Consider the following 22,950-nt stretch of genomic DNA (forward strand, 5'->3'; position numbering starts at 1 on the left):
CAGTTCCTTGCCTTCCCCCCGTCAGCGCAGGCGTCAAGAGGGCACAGGGAACCGCATGCTCAAGTGTACTACAGGCGGGCGGCCCGAAATTTGACCCGTCCGCACAGGAACAGGGGACGTGCATCACACCGCTGAGCCCTCCACAGGGCAGCGGGCAGCGGCCGGCGGGCCGGCCCGGCCGAAGCATGCTGGGGGCATGAAAACAGTTTCAGCCCTGGCAGGCTTCGCGATCGGCACCGTGGTGCTGCTGGCCCCGGCCAGCGGGCTTCCGCCAGCCCCCGGCCCGGCCAGCCAACGCGCCGCCCCGGCGGGCGCGTGGAGCTGGCCGCTGCCACCGATTCCGCGGGTGGTGGGCGGATTCGACCCGCCGGCCCAGCGTTGGCTTAGCGGCCACCGGGGCGCCGATCTGGAGGCGGGGCCCGGCGACGCCGTCAGCGCGCCCGCCGACGGCATCGTGTCCTTCTCCGGAACCATCGTGGATCGTCCCGTCATTGTCATCAACCATGGATCGGGGCTGCTTTCCAGCTTCGAGCCGGTGCGCAGCACCCTGGCCGTCGGTGCCATCGTCTCCGCCAAGGATGAGATCGGTGTGGTCGGAACCGGTGCTCACTGCGATGCTCGCTGCCTGCACTGGGGCCTGCGGCTGGACGGGGAGTACATCGATCCGTTGCTCACGATCATCGATACCCGTCCCTCGATCCTTCTGCCGCTGGATTAGCCTTGGGGCTGGCCCTGGGACCTGAATTCGCGATCCGCCGCCGCATAGACCTCAACCATGAGTTGGGTCTGCCGGCTTTGCAGGAACGACGCCGGGTCGAAGGAAGACGTCTGTGGTCCGCGGCCCGACCGCAGCTCATCGACGCACCTGCCCAGGGCGTCGGCCAGTCCGCCGATTGAGTCGTCCTCGGTGAGCCAATAGACCCCCTCCGGCAGGTCGTCGGCGATGCTTCGGTCGCTGAGCAGTGACGGTGTGCCCAGGGCAGCAGCCTCATAGACGGTCATGCCCTGGGTCTCGAATCCCTGGGACGTCTGGACCAAGGCGTCGGCCCGACGCAGCTCGTCAAGCATTTTCCCGTAGGGAACCTTGCCGCGGATGACCACTGTCGGCTTGTCCATTGACTTGGCCTTGGCTTCCGCCTTGGCCCGATCCGCGCCGTCGCCAAAGACATGGATCTCCGCGTCGATGTTGGACATGGCAACCGCGTCCAGGAATGGAAGCAGGCGCTTCTCCGCGCTGAACCGCCCCACCCACGCCAGCCTCGGTCGGGGGCCGGGTTCTGCCGGCGGCCGGGCCAGCAGCCCCGCCGCTATTCCGTCGTCCATGCCGTTGGGGACGACATCGACGTGTGCAAAGACGTGTTCGTCCTGCAGCAGCCGGGCGAAATGGCTGGAGGGGGCCGTTACTCGTTGGGCACGGTCGGTGAACCTTCGCAGGTATGTCCATGCGTTGGCAGCCACTGGCAGGCCGGTGTGCAGGAAAGCCTTCTGCGCGAGGCCGAACCCGCGCTGGACCAGGCCCGGCAGCGGCATCGTTGCGGCGATTCCCACATCGAGCCGGTTGTGCATGGTGTGGACGACCGGAAGGTTGTTGTCCCTGGCGAAGCGGTAGCCGATGATGGCCTGCCAGAAGTCCGCCTGGACGTGCACGACGTCGATTGGCCCGCGGGCGGCCATGGCGGCGGCCAGCAACCTGTCGCTGACCTTGCCGGGGATGGTCATGGAATACTCCCCCGGCCCCAGCGGCACGGAGGGGAGCTCGATGACCGCCGGGTCACTTGCATGGTTGCCCCGGTATCTGGGCGAAACAATCGTCACCCGGTGCCCCGCCAGCTCGAGGAACCGCCGCTGCAGCCGCACGGAGGTTTGCATTCCCCCCAGGGTGTCGGGGTGCTGGTCGACAAACATGACGCAATGCATTTACCGGGCGCGTCCTTTCGGTGCGTAAAGAAGTATGTTCGGCGTGCGGTGCATGCCCGGGCCAATGGCCGAAGGTTTCACCTCGCCGCCGCAAATCGAGCCTAACGGAGATGCGTCGACCACTGGGCAAGCCACGTCGGGCTTCACGCGGGAACGCGGAGGATCAGGCGTCTTTGCGCGAAACCAACCCAGCAAAGCATGAGCCAACGAAAAAGGCCCGGCCAAAATCCCTTGACGGAGATCTCGGCTAGGCCTTTCACATGTAGGGCGGGTGGGGCTTGAACCCACGACCAAGGGATTATGAGTCCCCTGCTCTGACCAACTGAGCTACCGCCCCAACATCGGAATGAACCATCAATTCCCCGCCACTGGCGGGATTCGGTGAAACATCCCCAGCCATCCTAATGGATTCCCCCGCGGCTTTTCATCTTTCCCTGCCAAAAACCCATGGCCAGCACCGATATTAGGGAAGGAAGTCCTCAGCCACGGCACCGCGGTAGATCGCCTCGAAGGTATCCATGGTCTTGCTGTGGCTGTGCACAGAGACCTTTGCGTGCCCGGCCTTGCCCATGACGGCTCGTTCCTCGGGTGCCAGCGCAAGGATCGAGTCCAACTTGGCAGCCAGTTCGGCGCGGTCCCCCGGTTCGAACAGGTGCCCGTTGACCCCGTCATCGACCAGGTGCGGCAACGCCATCGCGTTGGCCAGCACCACGGGCTTGGAGGCAGACAGGGCTTCCAATGTCACCAGGGACTGGAGTTCCGCGGTGCCGGGCTGGCAAAACACGTCGCAGCGCAGGTAGGCGCTGCGGAGTTCCTCGTCATCGACGTGGCCAAGGAAGTGCACGCGGCTCGCAACCCCGTTTTCCCGGGCCAGCTTTTCCAGCGGGCCCCGCTGTTCGCCGCCGCCAATGACTTCCAGGTGGGCGTCGGGCACGGTCTTCATCAGCGACAGGGCGTCAATGATTTCATTGACGTTCTTCTCCACCGCCAACCTGCCAACGAACAGGATCGTGGGGTACGGGTTGCGGTCGATCGTCTCCGTGGCCCCGAGTTCATAGTTGCTGGATTCGATGCCGTTGGACAGCGGGAGGACCTTGCCCAAACGCGCATACTGCGTCATGGCCCGGGCCGCCAGCGGGGTCGGCGTGGTGACGACGTTCGCCTTGCCCATGATCTTGCCCATGTCGCGCCAGGAGTTGCGGGCCACGATCCGCTTGAACCACTGGGGGAACGGCAGGAACGGATCCAGGTTCTCCGGCATGAAGTGGTTGGTCGCCACCGTCCGGATGCCCTGCTTCTTGCCGAAGGCCAGCGCGCCCTGGCCGATCATGTAGTGGCACTGTGCGTGGACGACGTCCGGCTTGATCTCGTTGAGCAGCGCCTTGATTTCCGGGTTCACTTCCCAGGGGAAACAAATGCGGAAGTACTCGTGGGTCGGCACCGCATGCGAGCGCAACCGGTGGACGGTGGCCTCGGGCAGGACCTCGGTGACCGTGGGTCCCTTGTCCGGCCGGGTGGCCATGACATGCACCTCGTGCCCGCGCTCGGTCATGGCCGTGGCCAACCGGTAGCAAAAAACTGCTGCCCCGTTGACGTCCGGATGATAGGTATCCGCCGCAATCACGATCTTCAATGGTTTCTCGCCCGTCACGGGGTGTGTTCACTCCTTGACATGACCGCATTTCGAGGCCACGGTTGTCGTTTCATTGTCTTGGTTGGGCAATAACAGGGGTTTGTCATCGACTATTTGCCATCGGCAACCCTGGTGCGCCGCTTGGCCTCGGCCTTGCGTTCAAGCACGTCCGGGTGATGGCGCGATAGCGCGATTACCCCAACGATAGCAATGCATCCGGCGCCCACCATGCTAAGCGCCATGGCGGGTTGGACATTGGGATCCAATTCACCCAAGATCACAATCCCGATGGAGATCCCCACGATGGGGTCGATCACCGTCAGCCCGGCAATGACCAAGTCCGGGGGGCCCTTCGAATAGGCATTCTGCACGAAGTAGGAACCCAACAGTCCCGCAACGGCCACGGCTATAAGGGAATACCAGGAAACGTTGGCCAGGAATCGGCCGTTGGGATCCAGCAGGGACACGGATATGGTGCGCACCAACACCGCCACGAACCCGAAAAGGACCCCGGCGCCCAGGATGTAGAAGAACGCTCCAAGCCGATGCGGCAACAGCACCACCGCTCCACCGAATACGGCCACGGCGATCGCCAGGATCAATATGGTGACCAGTTCCTGGCCACTGGTGATCCGGTGTTCCTCGGCGCTGACCTCGATGGCCAGGAAGACGAACGCCGCGCTGCCCACCATGCAGGCAGTGATCGCCAGGATCGTGGGCCGGTTCATCTTGATGTGGTGCTCGCGGGCATTGACCACCGTGGTGATGACCAGCGCAATCGCACCAATGGGTTGGACCACCGTCAACGGTGCGCTTGCCAAGGCATACACATTCAGGCTCATCCCCATGGCGAGCAAAAGCAGCCCGAACACCCAGCGGGGCGACCTGAAAAGTCGGAGCAGCCCCCATCCTGTGACGTCCAGTCCGCCGGCGCTGGCACGCACCGCGCTCGATTGCCGCTGCGTTCCAAATGCCAGAAAGAACGCCCCGGCGATCGCGGCCGTGACCGCTAGCCAGACCATTCAGTTCCCGACCTGAGAGCCTTGGCCTTGCGCCGGGCCAGTAGGAAATACTGCACCGCCGCAATCACGTGGAGAACGCAGGCCAGTGCCAAGGCCCAGGTCGCGATGTCGCCCAGGATTGTTCCCCTGCCCCAGTTGGTGTTCCCCAGGAGCAACAACGGGGTTCCGACCAATAGCAGGGCGGTACGGAATTTCCCAAGGTTGCTGACCGGCAGGTTGGGGTTGCCATGAAAGAGCACCCACGCGTTGATGATCAATACGGCATCGGGGATCACAATGGAGAACACCAGCCAAGCAGGGGCGATCCCGGTGGCCACAAAGGTCGTGGCGATGACAATCAGGGCCACCCTGTCGGCGACGGGGTCCAGCCATTTGCCAACGGTGGATATCTGGTCGAGGCGCCGGGCAGCAAAGCCATCGATCCAGTCGGAGGAACCGAGGATTGCCAAGGTGAGTGTCGCCCAGCCGTAGTGCATGGTCAGCGTCTGCCAGACAAATAGCGGTACCAGCAGGAATCTGAGGACAGTTATCAGGTTCGGAACCGTCCAGAATGTGGTGAGCTCGCGGTATTCAAAATTGTCGCGTGTTCCCGCTCCAAAGATGCGCATGCCCTCCTCTTTCATGGTCTGTTCCGGGGTCCGGGGCTGGTGGGCTAATCAAGGGCATTTGTTTTCCTCAGGTGTCGCTCGTCCTGCTTCGAAACTGCTGCAGGAACGGCGTCCGGGGGTGGAACGGTTCAGGAATTTCAGCCTGACCGCACCGGGGCATTGCCTACTTGCGCACCAACTTGCGCAGGAAAACAAAGAACATCGTCACCGATCCGGCCATGATGGCCAACGGCCGCCACCGTTCGCGCAGGGCCTCCTTGGCATTGTCGCCTTCGAGACCGCTGAGCGAGGCAAGCTTTCCGGTTGCCCGTTCCGCCCCTTCGGAGAATTTTTCCGAAGCGGTGTCCGCCAGGTGCCTGGCCTTGCCGGCGGCCTTGGTCACCGCATCGCCGGCGGCCTGCCCGGCGTCCGAGAACTTTTCTCCCAGATGAAGGGGAGCCTCAAGTTTTTGTCCCAGGCCATCGCGATGCAGGGCAATCTCCTCGCGACGTTCACGGGTACGGATGATCAACTCGTTGTGCGTGGGCTTCTCGGCCTTTGCCTCGTGGGCATCGTCCTTCTTGGCGTCCTTCTCATCCTTCTTCTTCGATGGCTTCGGCTCATCGAGCGTCGAAACATCGAAGGCGCTGCCGTCCTTGACCACCCCGAGGTCGTGCCGGATTCCCCGGATCGCTTCCTCCGGCACCAGCGGCATGGACTTCTTGATCTTGAAGAAGGCGAATGCCGCAAAGATTAGTGCAAGGACCAGGAAGCCGGCCGCCACGAGCAGCGCTGCCAGCCACGGATCGATGACGGTACCGATGCCCATTATCAGGGCCACGACCAAGGCAATCACCATCAAGCCAAGCAATGCCAGCGCCACGATTCCGGCGCCTGCCGCAATGCCGACGCTGATGCCCTTTGACTTGAGGACGATGGCGGCAATGCGCGCTTCGTCAGCCAATTGGTTTGGAATCAGGTGGCTTAGTCCGCCCACCTGTCCCTTGATGGTTCGTGGCGTTGACTGGTATTGGGTTCCAGTCGATTCCGATCCAGACATGGTGTCTCCATTTCATGCGGCCTAGGCCCGGCCCGCTCCACCCAAAACTATCACCCGGACGTGCCTAAACGGCTCAACCTGAAGAGGTACACCCAGGGTATGAGATCGCGTGAAGACAAGAAAACCCCGCCCTCCAATGGAGAACGGGGTTTCTCATGTACGCTCCTCCGACTGGACTTGAACCAGTAACCCTTCGATTAACAGTCGAATGCTCTGCCAATTGAGCTACGGAGGAATGAAGCAGGTAAAACACTACCAGAGCCCCGATTGGAAACCCAAATCGGAATCGCCCCATGCGCCCCTTTCGCCCCCAACCACGGGGGCGGCCGCCGCTACCGCTGGCGTTGGACCCGGCCCTCGTCCCAGACCGGTTCCGCGGACTCATAGACCTTCCCGTCGGAGCCGAACACCAGGAACCTGTCAAAGGAGCGGGCGAACCAGCGGTCGTGGGTCACGGCCAGCACGGTGCCCACGAACGATTCGATGGCACGTTCCAGGGCCTCCCCCGAGTGCAGGTCGAGGTTGTCGGTGGGTTCATCGAGCAGCAGCAGCGTTGCGCCCGAGAGCTGCAGCAGCAGGATCTGGAAACGTGCCTGCTGTCCGCCGGAGAGGGAATCGTATTTCTGCTCCGCCTGGCCGGCCAGGCCGTAGCCGTCGAGCGCCCCGGAGGCTGCCTCCCGGGCCATGCCCGAGCGGTGTTCGTCGCCCCGGTGCAGGATATCCAGCAGTGTCCGGCCCATGAGGTCGGGTCGGCTGTGGGTCTGGGCAAAGAAACCGGGGCGGATGCGCGCACCGAGCTTCACGGTTCCGTTGTGCGGGACCTCGGCGATCTCGACCTCCGAGACGGGCAGGTGTTCGCGTTCCGGGTCCGTTCCCCCGGCCGCCAGCAGCCGCAGGAAGTGGGACTTGCCCGAACCGTTTGATCCTAGGATCGCCACGCGGTCCCCAAACCAAATCTCGTTGCTGAAGGGCTTCATCAGGCCCGTGAGTTCAAGTTTCTCGGCCACGATCGCGCGCTTGGCCGTTCGGCCGCCCTTGAGCCGCATGTTGACGTTCTGCTCCAACGGGATGGCCTGGGGCGGGCCCGCCTCGAGGAACTTCGCAAGGCGGGTTTGCGCGGCGTGGTACCTGTTGGCCATGTCGGAGCGGAAGGCCGCCTTGTTCTTGTACATGTTCACCAACTCCTTGAGCTTGGCGTGTTCCTCGTCCCAGCGCTTGCGCAGTTCCTCAAAGCGCTCGTTGCGTTCGCGCCGTGCTTCCACATAGGAGCCGAACGCCCCGCCGTGGATCCACGCGGTGGCCCCGGAGTGGCCGGGCTCGAGGGTGACGATGCGGTTCGCTGCGTTGTTCAGCAATTCTCGGTCGTGGCTGATGAACAGGACGGTTTTCGGCGAGTCGTTGAGCATCGCCTCGAGCCAGCGCTTGCCTGGGACGTCGAGGTAGTTGTCCGGCTCGTCGAGCAGCAGCAATTCGTCGGGACCTTCGAAGAGGGCCTCGAGCACCAGGCGCTTTTGCTCTCCGCCGGAGAGCGTCGAGGCAAGGCGGTGGGCGGCGCGGTCGAAGGGCACCCCGAGGGCCGCCATGCAGACCTTGTCCCACGCGGTTTCCAGTTCGTAGCCGCCGGCGTCCCCCCAGTCGATGATGGCCTGGGCGTAGCGCATCTGGACCTTTTCGTCGTCGGACTCCATCATCAGCAGCTCGGTCTCGTCCACGGCCTTCGCCGCAGCCGCCAGGTCCGCCGAGGCGGTGGAGACCAGCAGGTCGCGCACGGTGGATTCGTCGCGCACCTGGCCAACGAACTGCCGCATGATGCCCATGCCGCCGGAACGGCTGACCGCACCTTCATCCGATTTGAGGTCGCCGGCGATGATCTTGAAGAGCGTCGTCTTTCCTGCCCCGTTGGGGCCGATGAGAGCAGTCTTGGATCCCGAGGTGACCTTGAACGTCACGCCGCCCAGGAGCTGGGTTCCGTCGGAGAGGAAGTAATGGATGTCGGATACGTCGATATGAGCCACCGTCCCATCCTACTGACCTCCCGGCGCGGTCTCCCCACCGTCTCGCGCAGGGACGGGCGGCGCCTCATTGCCGGAGCACGGGACCAATCACCAGCAGCCGCCGGTCGCGCACCCAAACGGCGCCGGTGCTTCGATGCTCCGCGGCGGTCGCGAAACGGTAGCGATAGGTCAGCACGCGCACGAAGCGCGGCGGCCTTCCGGAGAACGGATCGTGGCGCAACAACGCCAGGGTCCGGGCGTCGGCCTCCAAAAGCCTGGACAGCAGCGCGTGGAACCAGCGCTGGTGGATGGAGTCAAAGGGCAGGAACCACATCATCCAGTCCAGGCGCAGGTGGTAGGGCGCGAATTGGCGCGGCCGCCGGTCCACGTCCCCCGGTTTCCCCTTGAACCCGTATTCCCGCCAGGACGCTTCGTCGGGAGCCTCGTCCTCGGTGCCCTCGATGACGACCTCGATCCGTTCCCGGGTCACCGTGCCGAACGCACCATAGGCATTGCCCAATTGCCACCGGTTAAAGGATGCATTCATGCGCTGGTGTGGGGAGAACAGGTTGCGCAGCGCCGGAATCGAAGCCACGGCCAGGATCACCGTGCCGGCCAGCACCACCACCGTCCACCACACCGGAGCCTCGGCGGGCGGCACACCTTCCGGCGGTAGCCAGGGAATGATCCGGTGCAGCACCGGATCACTGACCCGGCAGAAGGCCAGCACAATGGTGATCCAGTTCAACCAGGCGAAGTTGCCGGTCGCCACCAGCCAGAGCTGTGTGGCAATGACAATGCCGGCGGCGATGGAGGCGATCGGCTGGGGCGCAAACAGAAGAAACGGAACCACCAATTGCGCCCCGTGGTTCCCCGCCGCCTCGCAGCGATGCCACCATCGCGGGGCCAAGTGCGCCAGGCGGCTGAACGGTCCGGGCATTGGCTGGGTCTGGTGGTGGTAGTACATGGCCGTGAGGTTGCGCCAGGCCTGATCGCCACGCCACTTGATCATGCCTGCCCCGAATTCCAACCGGAACACCAGCCAGGCAATCAGCAGCAGGATGGTTTGCGGCGGCGGGACCTGCCGGGAACCGAGCAGGCCCACGGTGAACCCGGCCTCCAGCAAGAGCATTTCCCAGCCGAAACCGTAGAAGATCTGTCCGACATTGACGATCGACATGTACAGGCCCCACAGCGCCAGGAATCCGGCCAAGGGCAGCCAAGGGGGCCCCATTTGGGGAAGGCCGAGGACCAGCACCCCCGACATGACGCACCCGGCGATACACACGGTCGACAGTTTCCTGTCCGAGTACCCCATCCGGCTGAACAGCGACGGTCCACGGGCACCGCGGCCGCGCAGCAACCTGGGCACTGGCAGCAATCCGTGCTCGCCGGCGAGGGCGAGGAACTGGTTCAGCGTGGAAATGAAGGCGATCAGATATATCAACGCGACGCCGCGTTGCAGGATTTCCCGGGCCATGCCGTAGTCGGTAGCCGCCAGCCATTCCATGGAACCAGACTAGATTCACCGGGACTGTACGACCATGCCGGAGGGAACCGGTTTCCGGCATTCTCGCCGAGCCGGTCACCGACATTCGGCGAAGCAGGCAGTTCTCGAGGGGGTTTGCCGTTCGCCTGTAGGACAGCGCGATGAATGCCTGGCCGCCATGTCGAGGGCGGGAGAGGCCCCGGCTGCCCGGGCAGCTTCTAAATACAAAAGAATCCGCATTTCCTGTGAAGAAAATACGGATTCCTTTGATTTGGCTCCTCCGACTGGACTTGAACCAGTAACCCTTCGATTAACAGTCGAATGCTCTGCCAATTGAGCTACGGAGGAATGCAACGAAAAATACTCTACACAAGGTTCCGGGAAAACAAAAATCGTCCCGGACCCGCGCCGCGCTTAGTCCTGGCGCAGCGCCCTGCGGCGCAATTCCAGCTCCAAAAGCTCCCGATTGATGCGCTGGAAGCCCTCCGGATCGCCCGCGGGATCCATGCGTTGCAGCTCCCCCATCTTCTCTGCCTTCAGGTGTGTGATTTGCAACTCGAAAAGGCGATTGATGATGTCGTTGCAATAGCGCAGCAATGCCTCGTTGCTGTTGGCCGGCAACGGAGTCACTGCCAGCTCGGAAACGAATGAGCGCAGCGGTTCGGGGACTTCCTGGCGGATGGCCTCGACCCACTGTGACGGGGTGGCGCCGGCCAGCCCGGCGGCGCGGACGGCATCGTGGACCGCGGCGTGGGCAGGTGCCATGAACCGGGCATCGTAGAATGCCTGCCACTGTTCGGGTGTCAGCTGCGCCGGCTGCTGCAGCACAACCTCGAGCGCCTCGCGCTCCATTCGTGAGACCGGGTCGCGCGGATCGGGACGGGAGTAGACGGGGGCGGCAGGCTGCTCCGGTGCCGCATGGCCGGCGTTGCCGTGGACAGGTTCCGCCGACTTGGGCATCCGGTTGCGGCGCACCGAGGCCCCCACGGCGCGGTTGACGTCCTCCATGTCCATGCCCAGCCACCCGGCCAGTTCACGGGCGTAGGCCGGGCGAATGGCCGAATCGCGGATCTCCGCCACGATGGGGGCACTGACGCGCAGCGCCTGAACCCGCCCCTCGACGGTGTTGAGGTTGAAGTTCTTCAGGCCGGCCTTGATGGCAAACTCGAAGAGCGGGCGCTTGGAGTCGATGAGCTCGCGCACCGCCTCCGGGCCACGGGTCTGGCGCAGGTCGCACGGGTCCGCCCCGCTCGGCTCCACCGCGACGTAGGTTTGGGCAATGAACTTTTGGTCTTCCTCAAAGGCCCGCAGGGCGGCCTTCTGGCCGGCGGCGTCGCCGTCGAAGGTGAAGACCACCTCGCCGCCGGATCCGTCGTCGCGCAACAGCCGGCGGGCAATCTTGATGTGGTCCGCGCCAAAGGCGGTGCCGCAGGTTGCCACCGCGGTCCCGATGCCCGACAGGTGGCAGGCCATCACATCGGTGTAGCCCTCGACGACGACCAACTGGCGGGTCTTGGTGATTTCCTTCTTGGCCAGGTCGACCCCGTAAAGGACCTGGGACTTCTTGTAGAGCTGGGTCTCGGGGGTGTTCAGGTACTTGGGGCCCTGGTCGTCCTCGTAGAGCTTGCGCGCACCGAACCCGATGGTGGCACCGGTGAGGTCGCGGATGGGCCAGATCAACCGGCCGCGGAACCTGTCGTAGATCCCGCGGTTGCCCTCGGAAAAGATGCCGGTGAGCTTGAGTTCCTCGTCGTGGAAGCCGCGGCCACGCAAGTGCTTGAGCAGGGCGTCCCAGCCCTGGGGTGCGTAGCCGACGCCGAAGTGCGCGGCGGCCTCCGCATCGAAGTCGCGCTCGGAGAGGAACTTCCGGGCGGTTTCGGCACCGTGGGTGGTGAGCTGCTCGCGGAAGAACTCCTCGGAGATCTTGTGCGCGTCGAGCAGGCGCTGGCGGCGGCCGGTGTCCTCGCGGCGCGGGCCGGTGCCGCCGTCTTCGTAGTGAAGCTCGACGCCGACGCGGGCGGCCAGCTGTTCGACGGTCTCGGAGAAGGTGCCGTGGTCCATCTTCTGCATGAAGGCGATCACGTCGCCGGACTCGCCGCAGCCAAAGCAGTGGAAGGAGCCGACCTGCGGGCGCACGTGGAAGGACGGGGAACGCTCGTCGTGGAAGGGGCACAGGCCCTTCCACGAGCCGACACCGGCGGATTTCAGCGTCACATACCCGTCGATGACTTCCTTGATGTCCGTGCGGTTGCGGACTTCGTCGATATCTTCACGCTTAATCAGGCCTGCCATACCACCCAGTCTAGTGACGAAACGGGAGCGCATGCGCCGTTTCGCTGCGGGGTGTGGATCGGGCGGCGGAGCTAGAAGAGGCGTTCGTTGAAGCTCTTGCCCAGCACCAGGGTGGCGTGCCATTCGATGGCCGAGGCGTCGGTGAGCGAGGCCACCTGGTCGATGACGGTGCGCAGCCGCCCCGCGTCGTCGGCGGCGTCGCGCCAGTCCGCGGCGAAGAGCGGCTCGAGGTACTTGTCCCCGGTCTCGGCCAGCAGGGTCACCAGCTCGCCCAGGATCTCGTTTTGCCGCGCGTAGATGGGCTTGCGCTCGTCGCTGGTCATCACGTAGGCGGTGGCCAGGCCCTTCATCGCGGCGATCTCGTGCTCGGTGGACTCGGGGACGATGAGCGCCGCGTTGAAGCGGGTCAGTTCCCCGGGCCCGAACTGCTCGCGGGTCGCGTCGATGGCGGATTGGCAGAAGCGCCCGATGAACTGGCTGGTCATGTCCTTCAGCGCCGCCATGGAGCGGCGCGAGCCGTCGGCGTGCGGCACCCATTCGTTGGTGGCCTCGAGGCGGGAGAAGGCGGCATCGATGACGTCGTCCTCCACGTGTGGCAAATACCACTGCCGGGTGAAGGTGATGGCCCTGGCGCGCTCGGCACGGTCCTTGATCCAGCGCAGCTGGAAGCGCCCGGCGTTGATCGCGTCCTCCACGTCGTGCACCGAGTAGGAGATGTCGTCGGCCAGGTCCATGACCTGGGCCTCGATGCAGGTCTGCCGCGGCCGGGCGCCGGAGCCGGAGCGCAGCCAGTCAAAGACCGGGGCGTCATCGACGTAGACGCCGAACTTCTTGGTCTTCTTGCCGTTCTTTTCCGGGGCGTCGGCCCGCAGCCACGGGTACTTGCAGGCGGCATCCAGCGAGGCGCGGGTGAGGTTCAGCCCGGCGGAGGCACCGGTGTGCCGGAAGGTCTTGGTCTCGATGCGGGTGAGCAGGCGCAGGGTCTGCGCGTTGCCCTCGAAGCCGCCGATGTCGCCGGCCAGTTCGTTGAGCGTGTTCTCCCCGTTGTGCCCGAACGGCGGGTGGCCCAGGTCGTGGGCCAGGCAGGCGGTGTCAACCACGTCCGGGTCGCAACCCAGGGTGGCGCCGAGCTCGCGGCCCACCTGGGCCACCTCCAGGGAATGGGTGAGCCTGGTGCGCACGAAGTCGTCGGAGGACGGGGCCACGACCTGGGTCTTGGCCCCCAGCCGGCGCAGCGCCGAGGAATGGAGCACCCGGGCGCGGTCGCGCTCGAACGCGGTCCGGTACGCCTTCTTGGGCGGTTCGGGTACCCAGCGATCCTGGTCCGCCTCGGTGTATCCGGGAATCTGCAACATTGGGCTCCTTAGCCGCCGGAAACGTCTAGTTCGGCCGCGGAAATCATGGCCTTGTGCTTTTCGTCCATCTCGCGCGTGGCAAGCCAGCCGTCGGGCAGGTGCGTCTTCTTCGGGGAGCCGGCGCGTCCGCGCTGGCCCTCGGCGTCCTTGCCCGGGTACGGCATGGAGTGATCCAGCTGGGACAGCAGCTCGCGCAGCACCTCGAGGGTGGGCACCTGGGCCAGGGCGGAGCGGATGTCCCCGCCGACCGGGTAGCCCTTGAAGTACCAGGCCATGTGCTTGCGGATGTCGCGCAGGCCCTTGAACTCGTCCTCGAAGTATTCGGTCAGCAGTTCCGCGTGGCGGTAGACGGTCTCGGCGACCTTGGCCAGTCCGGGGGTGTAGCGCGTGTCGGTGCCCTCGAAGGCAGCCTGCAGGTCCCCGAAGAGCCAAGGGCGGCCCATGCAGCCGCGGCCCACGACGATGCCGTCGACGCCGGTCTGCTTGACCATCGCCACGGCGTCCTCGGCGCTCCAGATATCTCCGTTGCCCAGCACCGGCATGTCCGGCAGGGACTCGCGCAGCTTGGCAATCGCGTCCCAGTCGGCCTTGCCGGAGTAGTACTGGCTGGCGGTGCGCCCGTGCAGGGCGACGGCCGCAACGCCGTGGTCGCGGGCGATCTTGCCCGATTCGATGTAGGTGAGGTGGTCCTCGTTGATACCCTTGCGCATCTTGATGGTCAAGGGCACGTCCCCGCGGGCGGCCTCGGTGGTGGCCGCCTTGATGATGGAGGTGAAGAGGTCGGTCTTCCAGGGCAGCGCCGCTCCCCCGCCCTTGCGGGTGACCTTGGGCACCGGGCAGCCGAAGTTCAGGTCGATGTGGTCCGCGCGGTCTTCCTCGACGATCAGGCGCACGGCGGCACCAACGGTCTTGGGGTCCACGCCGTAGAGCTGCACCGAGCGCAGTTCCTCATCCGGATCGTGGGAGATGATGCGCATGGACTCGGCGTTGCGCTCCACCAGGGCCCGGGAGGTGACCATCTCGGTGACGTACACCCCGCCGCCGTATTCGCGGCAGAGCCGGCGGAAGGCCTTGTTGGTGATGCCTGCCATGGGGGCAAGGATCACCGGGGTGTCAATGGTGTGCTTGCCCAGCTGGAGCGGGGGCAGCTCAAGTTTCGCCGTCGAGGGCGCGCCGGTCTGGGTTACGTCGGAAATTGCAGTCACTAACCCATTCTCTCAAATAGATCCAAATCCGTGGCGGCCGGGGGCCAACTTGTGCATCACACCGGGAATGGCACCAGGCGCAGCCGTGCAACATCGTGGGCGGCTGGACTTGAAGGGCGGCCAAGAGGATCGTCTCCTCGGGGGCGAAGCTGGAGACCCGTCAGCTCTGGTCGGCGGCCGGCGCGATGTGCCTCGCCTTCCTGCCGGTGGCCGCGGTCGCGTGCGCCGCCGTCGCGCGGCGAAACTCACTCCGCCCGTCGATAGTGCACGGCGATTGCGCCGTTGCCCAGCGGCTCCGCCGAGATCAGCTCGAGGCGTCGTGTGCCGGGCAGCCCGCCCTGGTACAAGGTCGGGCCGTGGCCGGCGATCATGGGATGGACGAGGAACTTGTACTCGTCGATCAGATCCAGTCGATCCAGCCCCGTCGCGAGTTTGCCGCTTCCGACGAGCACTCCCCCGGGGGTCCGATCCTTGAGCTCCCGCACCGACGTGCGCAGATCGCCGGCGACGTGGTGGCTGTTGGCCCACGGGAAGTCGCTTCGCGTCGAGGACACGACATACTTCGGCTTGGCCTCCAGCATGAGCGCCCACTCCCGCATCGCCGGCGGCGCACCGACGTCGCCGCGGGCGACCGCCGGCCAGTAGCTCTCCATCATCTCGTAGGTGGTGCGGCCCCAGAGCATTGCGCCGCTCTCGTCCAGCAGGCGAGTGTAGTGGGCGTGCGTCTCGTCGTCGGCGATACCCTCCTCGTGGTCGACGCAACCATCCAGGGTGACGTTGATGATGAACGTTAGAAGGCCCATGCGACGATTCCTCCTCTGCCATCGGCTCCCGCGACGAACGCAGCGGGCCATCATGCCCACGGCGTGTACATCGACCGTAGAAGTGGCACGTGGCACGCGTCAAGGAGGTCGGGAGGCAGTGCGAGGCGGAGGCGCAGACACAATACACCCGCGGGAGGCCACGCGCATGACCCTGCTCGCAAGGCCCCCGGCCCCGGCAACGCCCCCTGGCTGCCCCTCGTCGCCACCGCTTGCTATGGATCACAATTTGGCGCCTTTCCCAGCCCAGCGCGGAAGCAAGAACTTCGAGAAATACCTTTACCAACGAGAGTGGGCCGTGTCACACTATGGTTGTTATCCATAACATATCTGTACGGTTTGGCACCGCGCTGGGTGGGGACGTCGTGTGAGCCTGGACCGCTCGCAACTAACAAGGAGCACGATGCGAAGTTCACCACGCAAGACTCGAAGAGCCATCAGCCTCACGGCGATCGGAGCCCTCACGGCGTCCGCGCTGGTCCCCCTCGGGATGGCCGGCGCGAGCGCCATGCCCGAAGCACCCGACGGGGCAACGGGCACCATTTCCTCAGCGGAACTCAAGGTCACGGTTTCCCGCGACTTCCCCCAGGTGCTCAGGTACACCGATGCCTCGACCTCGGCATCCCTTGAGGCAAGCACCAAGGCGATCGATGCAATCAAGGTCAACGGCGAGACCCACAAGGTCGTGGTGACCTCGGAGCCGGTGGACGGCTCGGCGATGGACTACCGTCTCACCGTTCCCGGCATTCCCGGTGCCGCCATCGACGCGCGGATCAGCGTCGAGGACTCCGTCATGACCTTCCGCGTCACCGGCATCAAGGACGGCACCGACACCAAGGTCCGCACGCTGGGCATCCCCGGGAACAACCTGGTCAGCGTGTCCTCGGCCGTCACCGGCGCCCAGGTCGCCACCGCCAACATCTCCGTGGACCGCGCGAAGTCCGGTGACACCTTCACGAACGTCACGGACTCCACGCCCGTCGACGCCGAACCACGCGGGTCGGCATTCGCGCTGGCCAACTCCGGCGATCTCGCCGCCGCGCTCGAGTCGAACTCGCTGCACGACACCTCGGCGGGCCCCGGCTACCGCAGCCAGGGCCGCTTCGAACGCCAGGCCGTCAAGGACGGCGAGCATGTGCGCGTGGGCATCTCCAGCGGCGACTGGCTCTACCGCGCCAACGAATCGAACGAGACCGAGGAGTTGCCGTGGTCCAAGGTGAAGATCACCGCCGACGCCAACGGCGATCACACCGTCAACTGGCAGGACGCGGCCATCGCGTTGCGCGACATCGCGGTGCTCCCCCACAAGGGCGGCGACGTCAAGGACAAGGTGGTGCAGCGGATCCCATTCAATTTCGCCTCCCAGGCCACGCACCCGTTCCTGCGCACGCTCGATGACACCAAGCGCATCGCGCTTGCCACCGACGGGCTGGGCCAGTCTGCCATCCTCAAGGGGTTCGGCAGCGAGGGCCACGACTCGGCCAACACCGACTTCGCCGACAACTACAACACCCGCGCCGGAGGCCTGAAGGACCTAAACCAGCTCCTGAAGGCCAGCAAGAAGTGGAACGCCTCCTACGGCGTGCACATCAACCAGACCGAGGCCTACCCCGAATCGAAGTTCTTCTCCGAGGACCTCGTGGACCCGAAGGCCAAGGGCTGGAGCTGGCTGGACCAGTCGTACTACATCAACCAGCGCAAGGATATCCTCACCGGAAACCTGGCCGAGCGCATCAAGAAGTTCCGCGAGCAGACCGACGAGAACCTGGACATGGTCTACGTCGACGTCTACTACCAGTACGGCTGGCTGGCCGATCGCCTGCAGAAGGAACTGGTCAAGAACGGCTTCCGCGTCAGCTCCGAGTGGGCCTATTCGCTGGACAGGCACAACACCTGGTCGCACTGGGCCACGGACGAGAACTACGGCGGATCCAACAACAAGGGCGTCAACTCGGAGATCATCCGCTTTGCACTCAATTCGCAGAAGGACACCTGGAACCCGCACCCGCTGCTGGGCAACGCGAACATCGTCGAATGGGAAGGCTGGACGGGGCAGACCGACTACAACGCCTTCTACCAAAACATCTGGAAGAAGAACCTTCCGGCCAAGTACCTGCAGCAGCAGGAGATCATGAAGTGGGAAAAGGACCGGATCGACCTCACCGGCGGCGTGACCGTCACCGGCACCTCGGCGGCCGAAAGGGTCATCACCGACTCGGGAACCGAGGTCCTGCGCGGGGACACCTACCTGCTGCCCTGGGCCGCCGACGGCACCTACGAGGCCGGCACGAGTGAACCTTCCAAGTTCTACCACTACAGCGCCAATGGCGGCACCAGCACCTGGACGCTGCCCGAACGCTTCCGCCAGAACGGCGACTACAAGCTGTACCGGCTCACCGACACCGGGCGCGAACTGGCGGGCGAGCCGACGGCGCGCCGGGGCAAGCTCACCCTGACCGCCAAGGCCGGGCAACCCTACGTGCTGGTCGGCGACGACCGGCCGGTCCTGCCCCAGGCCCCGGGCTTCGGCCAGGGCACACCCGTCGCCGACCCCGGCTTCAACGCCGCCACCCTCACGGCCTGGAACCCCTCCGGCGCCGCCGCCACCGAACGCAACGCCAAGGGCCACCGCTACGCCGTCCTGGGCGAGGGCCCCGCGGCGATCACCCAGCGGCTGGGCGAGCTGAAACCGGGAACCTACTCGGTCAGCGCCTGGGTCGAGGTGGAGCAGGGACAAACGCGCGAGACGACCCTCTCCGTCACGGGCGAGGGCATGCAATCGGCATCCAACACCATCTCCAGCTCCCGGGCCACCAACTACGTCGCCGCGGATGAAAAGCACGGCACCAACTTCCAGCGGCTGCGCGTGCTCGTGGACGTGAAGGCAACGGGCAACCCCACGCTGCGGATCTCCGCCGGGCAGGGTGCAGCCAAGGTGCGCATCGACGACGTGCGGGTCGTTTCAACCTCCAAGGTCCCCACCGCCGGGGTGATCTCGGAGGACTTCGAGGACATCGACCAGGGCTGGGGGCCGTTCGTGAAGGGCAACGCCGGCGGGTCCACCGACCCCCGCACCCACCTGGCCGAACTCAACGCCCCCTACACGCAGTCCGGCTGGAACGGGAAGAAGACCGACGACGTCATCGACGGCAGCTGGTCGCTGAAGTCCCATGCCGAGAACAAGGCGCCGGGCGGGGGCCCGGGCCTGGTGTACCGGACCAGCAACTACACGCTCCCGCTGAAGCCAGGCCACGAGTACCGGGTCAGCTTCGACTACCAGAACGCGCTGGCGGGCGAATACAACTGGGTCGGCGGCTATGCCGCGGCCAGCGGCACGGTCAAGACCCAGACCACCGCCCTGCCCAGCCAACTGGAGACCGCCCGCTTCCAGGACACCATCGTCGCCGGCGGTTGCGGCGACACCTGGGTGGGCCTGGAACGGGTCGGCGGCAACTCGGAGGCCGACTTCTCGCTGGACAACCTGCTCATCGAGGACCTCGGCGAGGCGGCAGGCATCCCCGCCTGCGCGCAGGTCGACGTCGCGCTTCAGGGAGACGTGATCAAGCAGGACCAGGAGAACACGTTCACCACGACGTTCACCAGCGACGAACCGGCGGACATCAAGGACCTGGAGGTGGGACTCGAACTCCCCGAGGGCTGGACCGCCACCGCCCGGGACGCGGCCTCCGCGCACACGCTGGCACCGGGTGCGACACTGAAGACCACCTGGAAGGTGGTTCCCCCGGCATCCGCCGACGGCGACTACACCGTCGGCACGCGGGCGACCTACACCACCACCGCCGACCCGGTGGGGGCGCGCACCGTGTCCGACGACGTGTCCGTGTACACGCTGCCGGCACCTCCCGCGGGCACCGTCTACGCCAGCGACCACCAGTGGGTCAGCGCCGAGAACGGCTGGGGCCCGGTGGAGCGGGACAGGGCCAACGGCGAAAACGGGCAGGGCGACGGTCCTGCCCTGACGCTCAACGGCGTGGTCTACGCCAAGGGCCTGGGTGCCCACGCACCGAGCACCGTGCGCTACTTCACGGGCGGAAAGTGCTCATCCTTCACCGCCGACGTCGGCATCGACGACGCGCAGAAGACCCTGGGCTCGGTCGGCTTCACCGTGCTGGCCGACGGCAAGTCAGTCGCCGCCTCCCCGGTGATGCGCGCCAGCAGCGCGACCCACGCGCTGAGCGCCGACATCACCGGGGCGCAGTACGTGGACCTGGTGGCCGACGTTGCCGGTGACGGCAACGGGAACGACCACGCCGACTGGGCCGACGCGAAGTTCACCTGCTCGTAGGCACCCGCCTGCCAAACGACAATGGCGCCGGATGCCCCCGTTTTACGGGGGCATCCGGCGCCATCGGCGTTGTTGCGGTGCGGCTACGCGGTGGCCACGATGTGCGTGGTCGCGATGACGGTGGCCTGGCCGGCGGCAACCAGGATGTCGATGAGCGAGGAGAGCACGGGCATGGAGCCGTCAACCTCCAGCTTCACCGGGTGCTGGTGCGCCAGCATGGCCAACATCCCGCGGATGGGCTCCGCCGACTCGTCCTGGCTGAGTTCCGGGTTCCAGCCCAGCAGCACGTCCGCCGGCGCATCGGCGCGCGCCGGGGTGTAGCTGATGGCAAAGGTCAGGATCTTCCCGCCCTGCGCCTTGGGCCTGTCGCGCAGCACGATCACGCCCTGCGCGCCGGTGGCGTCGTCGAGCAGCATCTTCTGCGCGCTGCCGAGGGTCATGTTTGCCGGGTCCCACTCATGGGTCGAGTTGTAGAACTCCACGACCAACTTGGTCAGCTCCACGCTGCCGGTGGCGATGTCGTCCAGGGTCAGCCCGTCGTCATGGAAAACCGGCATCTGCAGGCCGCCGGGCTCCACCACGACGTCGCGGGCAACCTGGATTTCCGCCATGCCCAGCGACGCGCAGAACCCCGCCGCGGCCGCGGCATCGGTTCCGGGAGTCACGGTGTAGCGGGCCTTGAGCTCGGAGGGCTGGCCGGCCGGCACCAGGGCGCGCAGCCGCGCCACCAGTTCGGTGCCGACCCCGGTGCGCCGGTGTTCGCGCGCCACCTCGACGTAGAGCCACAGCCGCGTGGGGTGCAACGTCGAGGCGAACACCACGCCCGCCGCCACGGCAATGCCCTGGTCGGTGGCCACCAGCGCGCGGCTGAACGGCGCGTTGGAATCGTTCCGGAACATCGTGCGGTCCTGGTGGGCGTGCGGGGACGCGGGGTCGCCGAAGATCTCCAGCAGCGCCAGGTCGTCCCCGTCCCGCCAGGGCCGGAATTCGAGTGTCGACATGTTCCTAGGCTCCGTTGAGGCGCTCGGACAGGTAGGTGCGCACCTTGTCCAGTGCCACGCGTTCCTGGGTCATGGTGTCGCGGTCGCGAATGGTCACTGCCTGGTCCTCGAGGGTGTCGAAGTCCACGGTGATGCAGAACGGGGTGCCGATCTCGTCCTGGCGGCGGTAGCGGCGGCCAATGGCACCCGCGTCGTCGAAGTCGATGTTCCAGGTCTTGCGCAGCTCGGCGGCCAGCGCCTTGGCCTTCGGGGACAGGTCCTCGTTGCGCGAGAGCGGAAGCACCGCGGCCTTGACCGGGGCCAGGCGCGGGTCGAGCTTGAGCACGGTGCGCTTGTCCACCCCGCCCTTGGCGTTCGGGGCCTCGTCCTCGACGTAGGCGTCGACCAGGAAGGCCATCATCGAACGGGTCAGGCCGAAGGACGGCTCGATCACGTACGGGGTGTAGCGTTCGCCGGTGGCCTGGTTGAAGTAGCTCAACTCGGTGCCCGAGCCCTTGGAGTGAGACGTCAGGTCGTAGTCGGTGCGGTTGGCGACGCCCATGAGCTCGCCCCACTCCGAGCCCTGGAAGCCGAAGCGGTACTCGAAGTCGATGGTGCCGGCCGAGTAGTGGGCGCGCTCGTCCTCCGGGACGTCGAAGCGGCGCAGGTTCTCCTCGTTGATGCCCAGGTCCAGGAACCAGGCCCAGCAGTCCTCGACCCATTTGTCGAAGAACGCCGGGGCGTCCTCGGGCGCGGTGAAGAACTCGATTTCCATCTGCTCGAACTCGCGGGTGCGGAAGATGAAGTTGCCCGGCGTGATTTCGTTGCGGAACGCCTTGCCGATCTGGCCGATGCCGAACGGGGGCTTCTTGCGCGAAGCGGTGAGCACGTTGTTGAAGTTAACGAAGATGCCCTGGGCGGTTTCCGGGCGCATGTAGGCCATGCCGGCGGCGGTGTCGACCGGGCCCAGGAACGTCTTCATCAGCCCGGAGAACATCTGCGGCTCGGTGAACTGGCCCTTGGTGCCGCAGTCGGGGCAGGCGATTTCGCTCATGCCGTCGACCGGCTTGCGCTTCTTCTTGGCCTCGAAGGCCTCGAGGAGGTGGTCCTGGCGGTGGCGCTTGTGGCAGGAGGTGCACTCGACCAGCGGGTCGGTGAACGTGGCGACGTGGCCCGAGGCCTCCCAGACGGCCTTGGGCAGGATGATGGAGGAGTCGAGTCCCACCATGTCCTCGCGCCCGCGCACGAAGGTCTGCCACCATTCGCGCTTGATGTTTTCCTTCAATTCGGTGCCCAGGGGTCCGTAGTCCCATGCGGAGCGGGATCCGCCGTAGATTTCACCGGCCTGAAAGACGAAGCCGCGCCGCTTGGCGAGGGAGATGACTTGATCGAGCTTGGACTGAGGCGCCATAACAACTCCAATGGTTCACGAGGCCGCTGGTTGCGGTCCGTTGGGCGAAAACATACTCGCCCAGCCTAACGTGTTTGGGTTGTGAAGTTCGAGCGTCCCGGTGGCCCGTGGCCGTGAGGCGGACCACCCCCTGGCTCCCGCCCCGGGTGAGGTCCGGGACCCCTTGGGCGCGGGGGCACCCAGCGAATCCCCGGCAGCGGATCCCCGGCGTCAAGGTCCCTCCGGCGGGCACGGATCAGTCGGCGACCGCCGGAAGGGCATCGAGCGGGTCCAGAAGGGCGCCGCGCATCTCCTCGCCGAGCTTCGGCGGCACGTCGACGTCCACGTCCAGGGCCTGCAGGATCCGGCTGAGGTAGTTCCGGGCCGCCGCCGCCAGTGCGATGTCGACGATTTCCCGGTCGGAGAAGTCGAGATCGCGCAGTCGCCGGCTGTCGGTCTCCTCCATGGCGGCCGAATCGGTACTCAGCCTCACGGCGAAGTCCATCATGGCGACCTCGGCCTCCTCTAGGCCGGCGGTGTGGTAGTCCCTGGCGATGCGCAGCAGTTCCTGCTCATCGAAGTACTTCAGGGACTTGTTTCCGTGGGCCAGCCGGCAGTGCCGGGACCCGATCCCGAGCGCCGCGGCCAGGGTCACCAGTTCGTATCTGCGCATGCCCAGCGAGCCGGCGATCGACCCCTGCAGGGCCTTCCATGCCTCGAAGGCCTCGGGATTGATGGCCAGCACCTTGGTGTGGCTGGGGACGTACCCCAGGGCCGCCCGGTCGGCGGCATACGCGGCGGCGACGGCGCCCTGCGCCTCGCCCTCGCCGGCGGTGTGGAGAATACTCATGGCGTGGCGCCTCCCGGTTCCCATCGACAGGGATTCGGCCGCGCTTCCA

Annotated in this window: 16 protein-coding genes and 3 tRNA genes; 2 read left to right on the plus strand and 17 right to left on the minus strand. The window is 65.7% G+C overall.

Annotated features, from left to right (window positions below; all coding sequences use genetic code 11):
- The first annotated feature begins 196 nt into the window (after nucleotides 1-196).
- Nucleotides 197-718 carry a M23 family metallopeptidase gene (locus tag KRR55_RS13680; RefSeq protein ID WP_217389660.1) on the plus strand — a complete coding sequence of 174 codons (522 nt, stop codon included), beginning with the start codon at nucleotides 197-199 and terminating at the stop codon, nucleotides 716-718.
- On the opposite strand, the gene KRR55_RS13685 is transcribed toward KRR55_RS13680, so the two are convergent.
- The 14 genes from KRR55_RS13685 to KRR55_RS13750 form a co-directional block, all read right to left on the minus strand.
- Entirely contained in the window at nucleotides 715-1,905 is a 1,191-nt protein-coding gene (locus KRR55_RS13685; protein ID WP_254456202.1) for a glycosyltransferase, read from the minus strand. The two genes, KRR55_RS13680 and KRR55_RS13685, sit on opposite strands and share 4 nt — an antisense overlap.
- A gap of 275 nt (nucleotides 1,906-2,180) precedes the next feature.
- Nucleotides 2,181-2,254: transfer RNA gene (locus KRR55_RS13690), tRNA-Ile, on the minus strand.
- Nucleotides 2,255-2,380: 126 nt separating this feature from the next.
- Nucleotides 2,381-3,568 (minus strand): glycosyltransferase, encoded by a 1,188-nt coding sequence (locus tag KRR55_RS13695; RefSeq protein ID WP_217389662.1) that lies wholly within the window; start codon nucleotides 3,566-3,568, stop codon nucleotides 2,381-2,383.
- Between the two features lie 92 nt (nucleotides 3,569-3,660).
- The gene (locus KRR55_RS13700) at nucleotides 3,661-4,572 is read right to left on the minus strand and encodes a DMT family transporter (RefSeq protein ID WP_217389663.1); all 912 of its coding nucleotides are present in this window, start codon (nucleotides 4,570-4,572) and stop codon (nucleotides 3,661-3,663) included.
- On the minus strand, nucleotides 4,560-5,180 hold the full coding sequence (locus KRR55_RS13705) for a CDP-alcohol phosphatidyltransferase family protein (RefSeq protein ID WP_217389664.1): 621 nt from the start codon (nucleotides 5,178-5,180) through the stop codon (nucleotides 4,560-4,562). Before KRR55_RS13705 ends, KRR55_RS13700 begins: the two co-directional genes overlap by 13 nt.
- 163 nt (nucleotides 5,181-5,343) lie before the next feature.
- Nucleotides 5,344-6,219 carry a phage holin family protein gene (locus KRR55_RS13710; protein ID WP_217389665.1) on the minus strand — a complete coding sequence of 292 codons (876 nt, stop codon included), beginning with the start codon at nucleotides 6,217-6,219 and terminating at the stop codon, nucleotides 5,344-5,346.
- Nucleotides 6,220-6,381: 162 nt separating this feature from the next.
- Nucleotides 6,382-6,454: transfer RNA gene (locus tag KRR55_RS13715), tRNA-Asn, on the minus strand.
- A gap of 97 nt (nucleotides 6,455-6,551) precedes the next feature.
- Entirely contained in the window at nucleotides 6,552-8,234 is a 1,683-nt protein-coding gene (locus KRR55_RS13720) for an ABC-F family ATP-binding cassette domain-containing protein (protein ID WP_217389666.1), read from the minus strand.
- 64 nt (nucleotides 8,235-8,298) lie between these two features.
- Nucleotides 8,299-9,723 (minus strand): lipase maturation factor family protein, encoded by a 1,425-nt coding sequence (locus KRR55_RS13725; protein WP_217389667.1) that lies wholly within the window; start codon nucleotides 9,721-9,723, stop codon nucleotides 8,299-8,301.
- Between the two features lie 251 nt (nucleotides 9,724-9,974).
- Nucleotides 9,975-10,050, minus strand: a tRNA-Asn gene (locus tag KRR55_RS13730).
- Between the two features lie 66 nt (nucleotides 10,051-10,116).
- A complete protein-coding gene (gene dnaG / locus KRR55_RS13735; RefSeq protein WP_217389668.1) occupies nucleotides 10,117-11,994 on the minus strand; it encodes a DNA primase in 1,878 nt (625 codons plus the stop codon).
- Between the two features lie 71 nt (nucleotides 11,995-12,065).
- Nucleotides 12,066-13,349, minus strand: coding sequence for a deoxyguanosinetriphosphate triphosphohydrolase (locus KRR55_RS13740; protein WP_217389669.1), 1,284 nt, complete (start codon nucleotides 13,347-13,349; stop codon nucleotides 12,066-12,068).
- An 8-nt stretch (nucleotides 13,350-13,357) separates the two neighbouring features.
- Nucleotides 13,358-14,554 carry a tRNA dihydrouridine synthase DusB gene (dusB, locus tag KRR55_RS13745; protein WP_217389670.1) on the minus strand — a complete coding sequence of 399 codons (1,197 nt, stop codon included), beginning with the start codon at nucleotides 14,552-14,554 and terminating at the stop codon, nucleotides 13,358-13,360.
- A 245-nt stretch (nucleotides 14,555-14,799) separates the two neighbouring features.
- Entirely contained in the window at nucleotides 14,800-15,357 is a 558-nt protein-coding gene (locus tag KRR55_RS13750; RefSeq protein ID WP_217389671.1) for a dihydrofolate reductase family protein, read from the minus strand.
- Nucleotides 15,358-15,778: 421 nt separating this feature from the next.
- Here KRR55_RS13750 and KRR55_RS20530 point away from each other — a divergent pair, with 421 nt between their 5' ends.
- The gene (locus tag KRR55_RS20530; protein ID WP_217389672.1) at nucleotides 15,779-19,681 is read left to right on the plus strand and encodes an endo-alpha-N-acetylgalactosaminidase family protein; all 3,903 of its coding nucleotides are present in this window, start codon (nucleotides 15,779-15,781) and stop codon (nucleotides 19,679-19,681) included.
- 83 nt (nucleotides 19,682-19,764) lie between these two features.
- On the opposite strand, the gene KRR55_RS13760 is transcribed toward KRR55_RS20530, so the two are convergent.
- The 3 genes from KRR55_RS13760 to KRR55_RS13770 form a co-directional block, all read right to left on the minus strand.
- A complete protein-coding gene (locus tag KRR55_RS13760; RefSeq protein ID WP_217389673.1) occupies nucleotides 19,765-20,682 on the minus strand; it encodes a GNAT family N-acetyltransferase in 918 nt (305 codons plus the stop codon).
- A 4-nt stretch (nucleotides 20,683-20,686) separates the two neighbouring features.
- Nucleotides 20,687-22,072, minus strand: coding sequence for a glycine--tRNA ligase (locus tag KRR55_RS13765; protein ID WP_217389674.1), 1,386 nt, complete (start codon nucleotides 22,070-22,072; stop codon nucleotides 20,687-20,689).
- 235 nt (nucleotides 22,073-22,307) lie between these two features.
- The gene (locus KRR55_RS13770; protein WP_217389675.1) at nucleotides 22,308-22,901 is read right to left on the minus strand and encodes a carboxymuconolactone decarboxylase family protein; all 594 of its coding nucleotides are present in this window, start codon (nucleotides 22,899-22,901) and stop codon (nucleotides 22,308-22,310) included.
- Nucleotides 22,902-22,950: the final 49 nt, after the last annotated feature.

This window comes from Paeniglutamicibacter quisquiliarum (genome assembly GCF_019084045.1).
In the GTDB taxonomy this organism is placed as follows: Bacteria; Actinomycetota; Actinomycetes; order Actinomycetales; family Micrococcaceae; genus Paeniglutamicibacter; species Paeniglutamicibacter quisquiliarum.

What these genes read in the sequence shown, in the direction of transcription:
- KRR55_RS13680 (WP_217389660.1), top strand. Translation starts at nt 197, where the DNA reads ATGAAAACAGTTTCAGCCCTGGCAGGCTTCGCGATCGGCACCGTGGTG.
- KRR55_RS13685 (WP_254456202.1), bottom strand. Translation starts at nt 1,905, where the DNA reads ATGTTTGTCGACCAGCACCCCGACACCCTGGGGGGAATGCAAACCTCC.
- KRR55_RS13700 (WP_217389663.1), bottom strand. Translation starts at nt 4,572, where the DNA reads ATGGTCTGGCTAGCGGTCACGGCCGCGATCGCCGGGGCGTTCTTTCTG.
- KRR55_RS13705 (WP_217389664.1), bottom strand. Translation starts at nt 5,180, where the DNA reads ATGCGCATCTTTGGAGCGGGAACACGCGACAATTTTGAATACCGCGAG.
- KRR55_RS13710 (WP_217389665.1), bottom strand. Translation starts at nt 6,219, where the DNA reads ATGTCTGGATCGGAATCGACTGGAACCCAATACCAGTCAACGCCACGA.
- KRR55_RS13725 (WP_217389667.1), bottom strand. Translation starts at nt 9,723, where the DNA reads ATGGAATGGCTGGCGGCTACCGACTACGGCATGGCCCGGGAAATCCTG.
- dnaG (WP_217389668.1), bottom strand. Translation starts at nt 11,994, where the DNA reads ATGGCAGGCCTGATTAAGCGTGAAGATATCGACGAAGTCCGCAACCGC.
- KRR55_RS13740 (WP_217389669.1), bottom strand. Translation starts at nt 13,349, where the DNA reads ATGTTGCAGATTCCCGGATACACCGAGGCGGACCAGGATCGCTGGGTA.
- KRR55_RS13750 (WP_217389671.1), bottom strand. Translation starts at nt 15,357, where the DNA reads ATGGGCCTTCTAACGTTCATCATCAACGTCACCCTGGATGGTTGCGTC.
- KRR55_RS20530 (WP_217389672.1), top strand. Translation starts at nt 15,779, where the DNA reads ATGCGAAGTTCACCACGCAAGACTCGAAGAGCCATCAGCCTCACGGCG.
- KRR55_RS13760 (WP_217389673.1), bottom strand. Translation starts at nt 20,682, where the DNA reads ATGTCGACACTCGAATTCCGGCCCTGGCGGGACGGGGACGACCTGGCG.
- KRR55_RS13765 (WP_217389674.1), bottom strand. Translation starts at nt 22,072, where the DNA reads ATGGCGCCTCAGTCCAAGCTCGATCAAGTCATCTCCCTCGCCAAGCGG.
- KRR55_RS13770 (WP_217389675.1), bottom strand. Translation starts at nt 22,901, where the DNA reads ATGAGTATTCTCCACACCGCCGGCGAGGGCGAGGCGCAGGGCGCCGTC.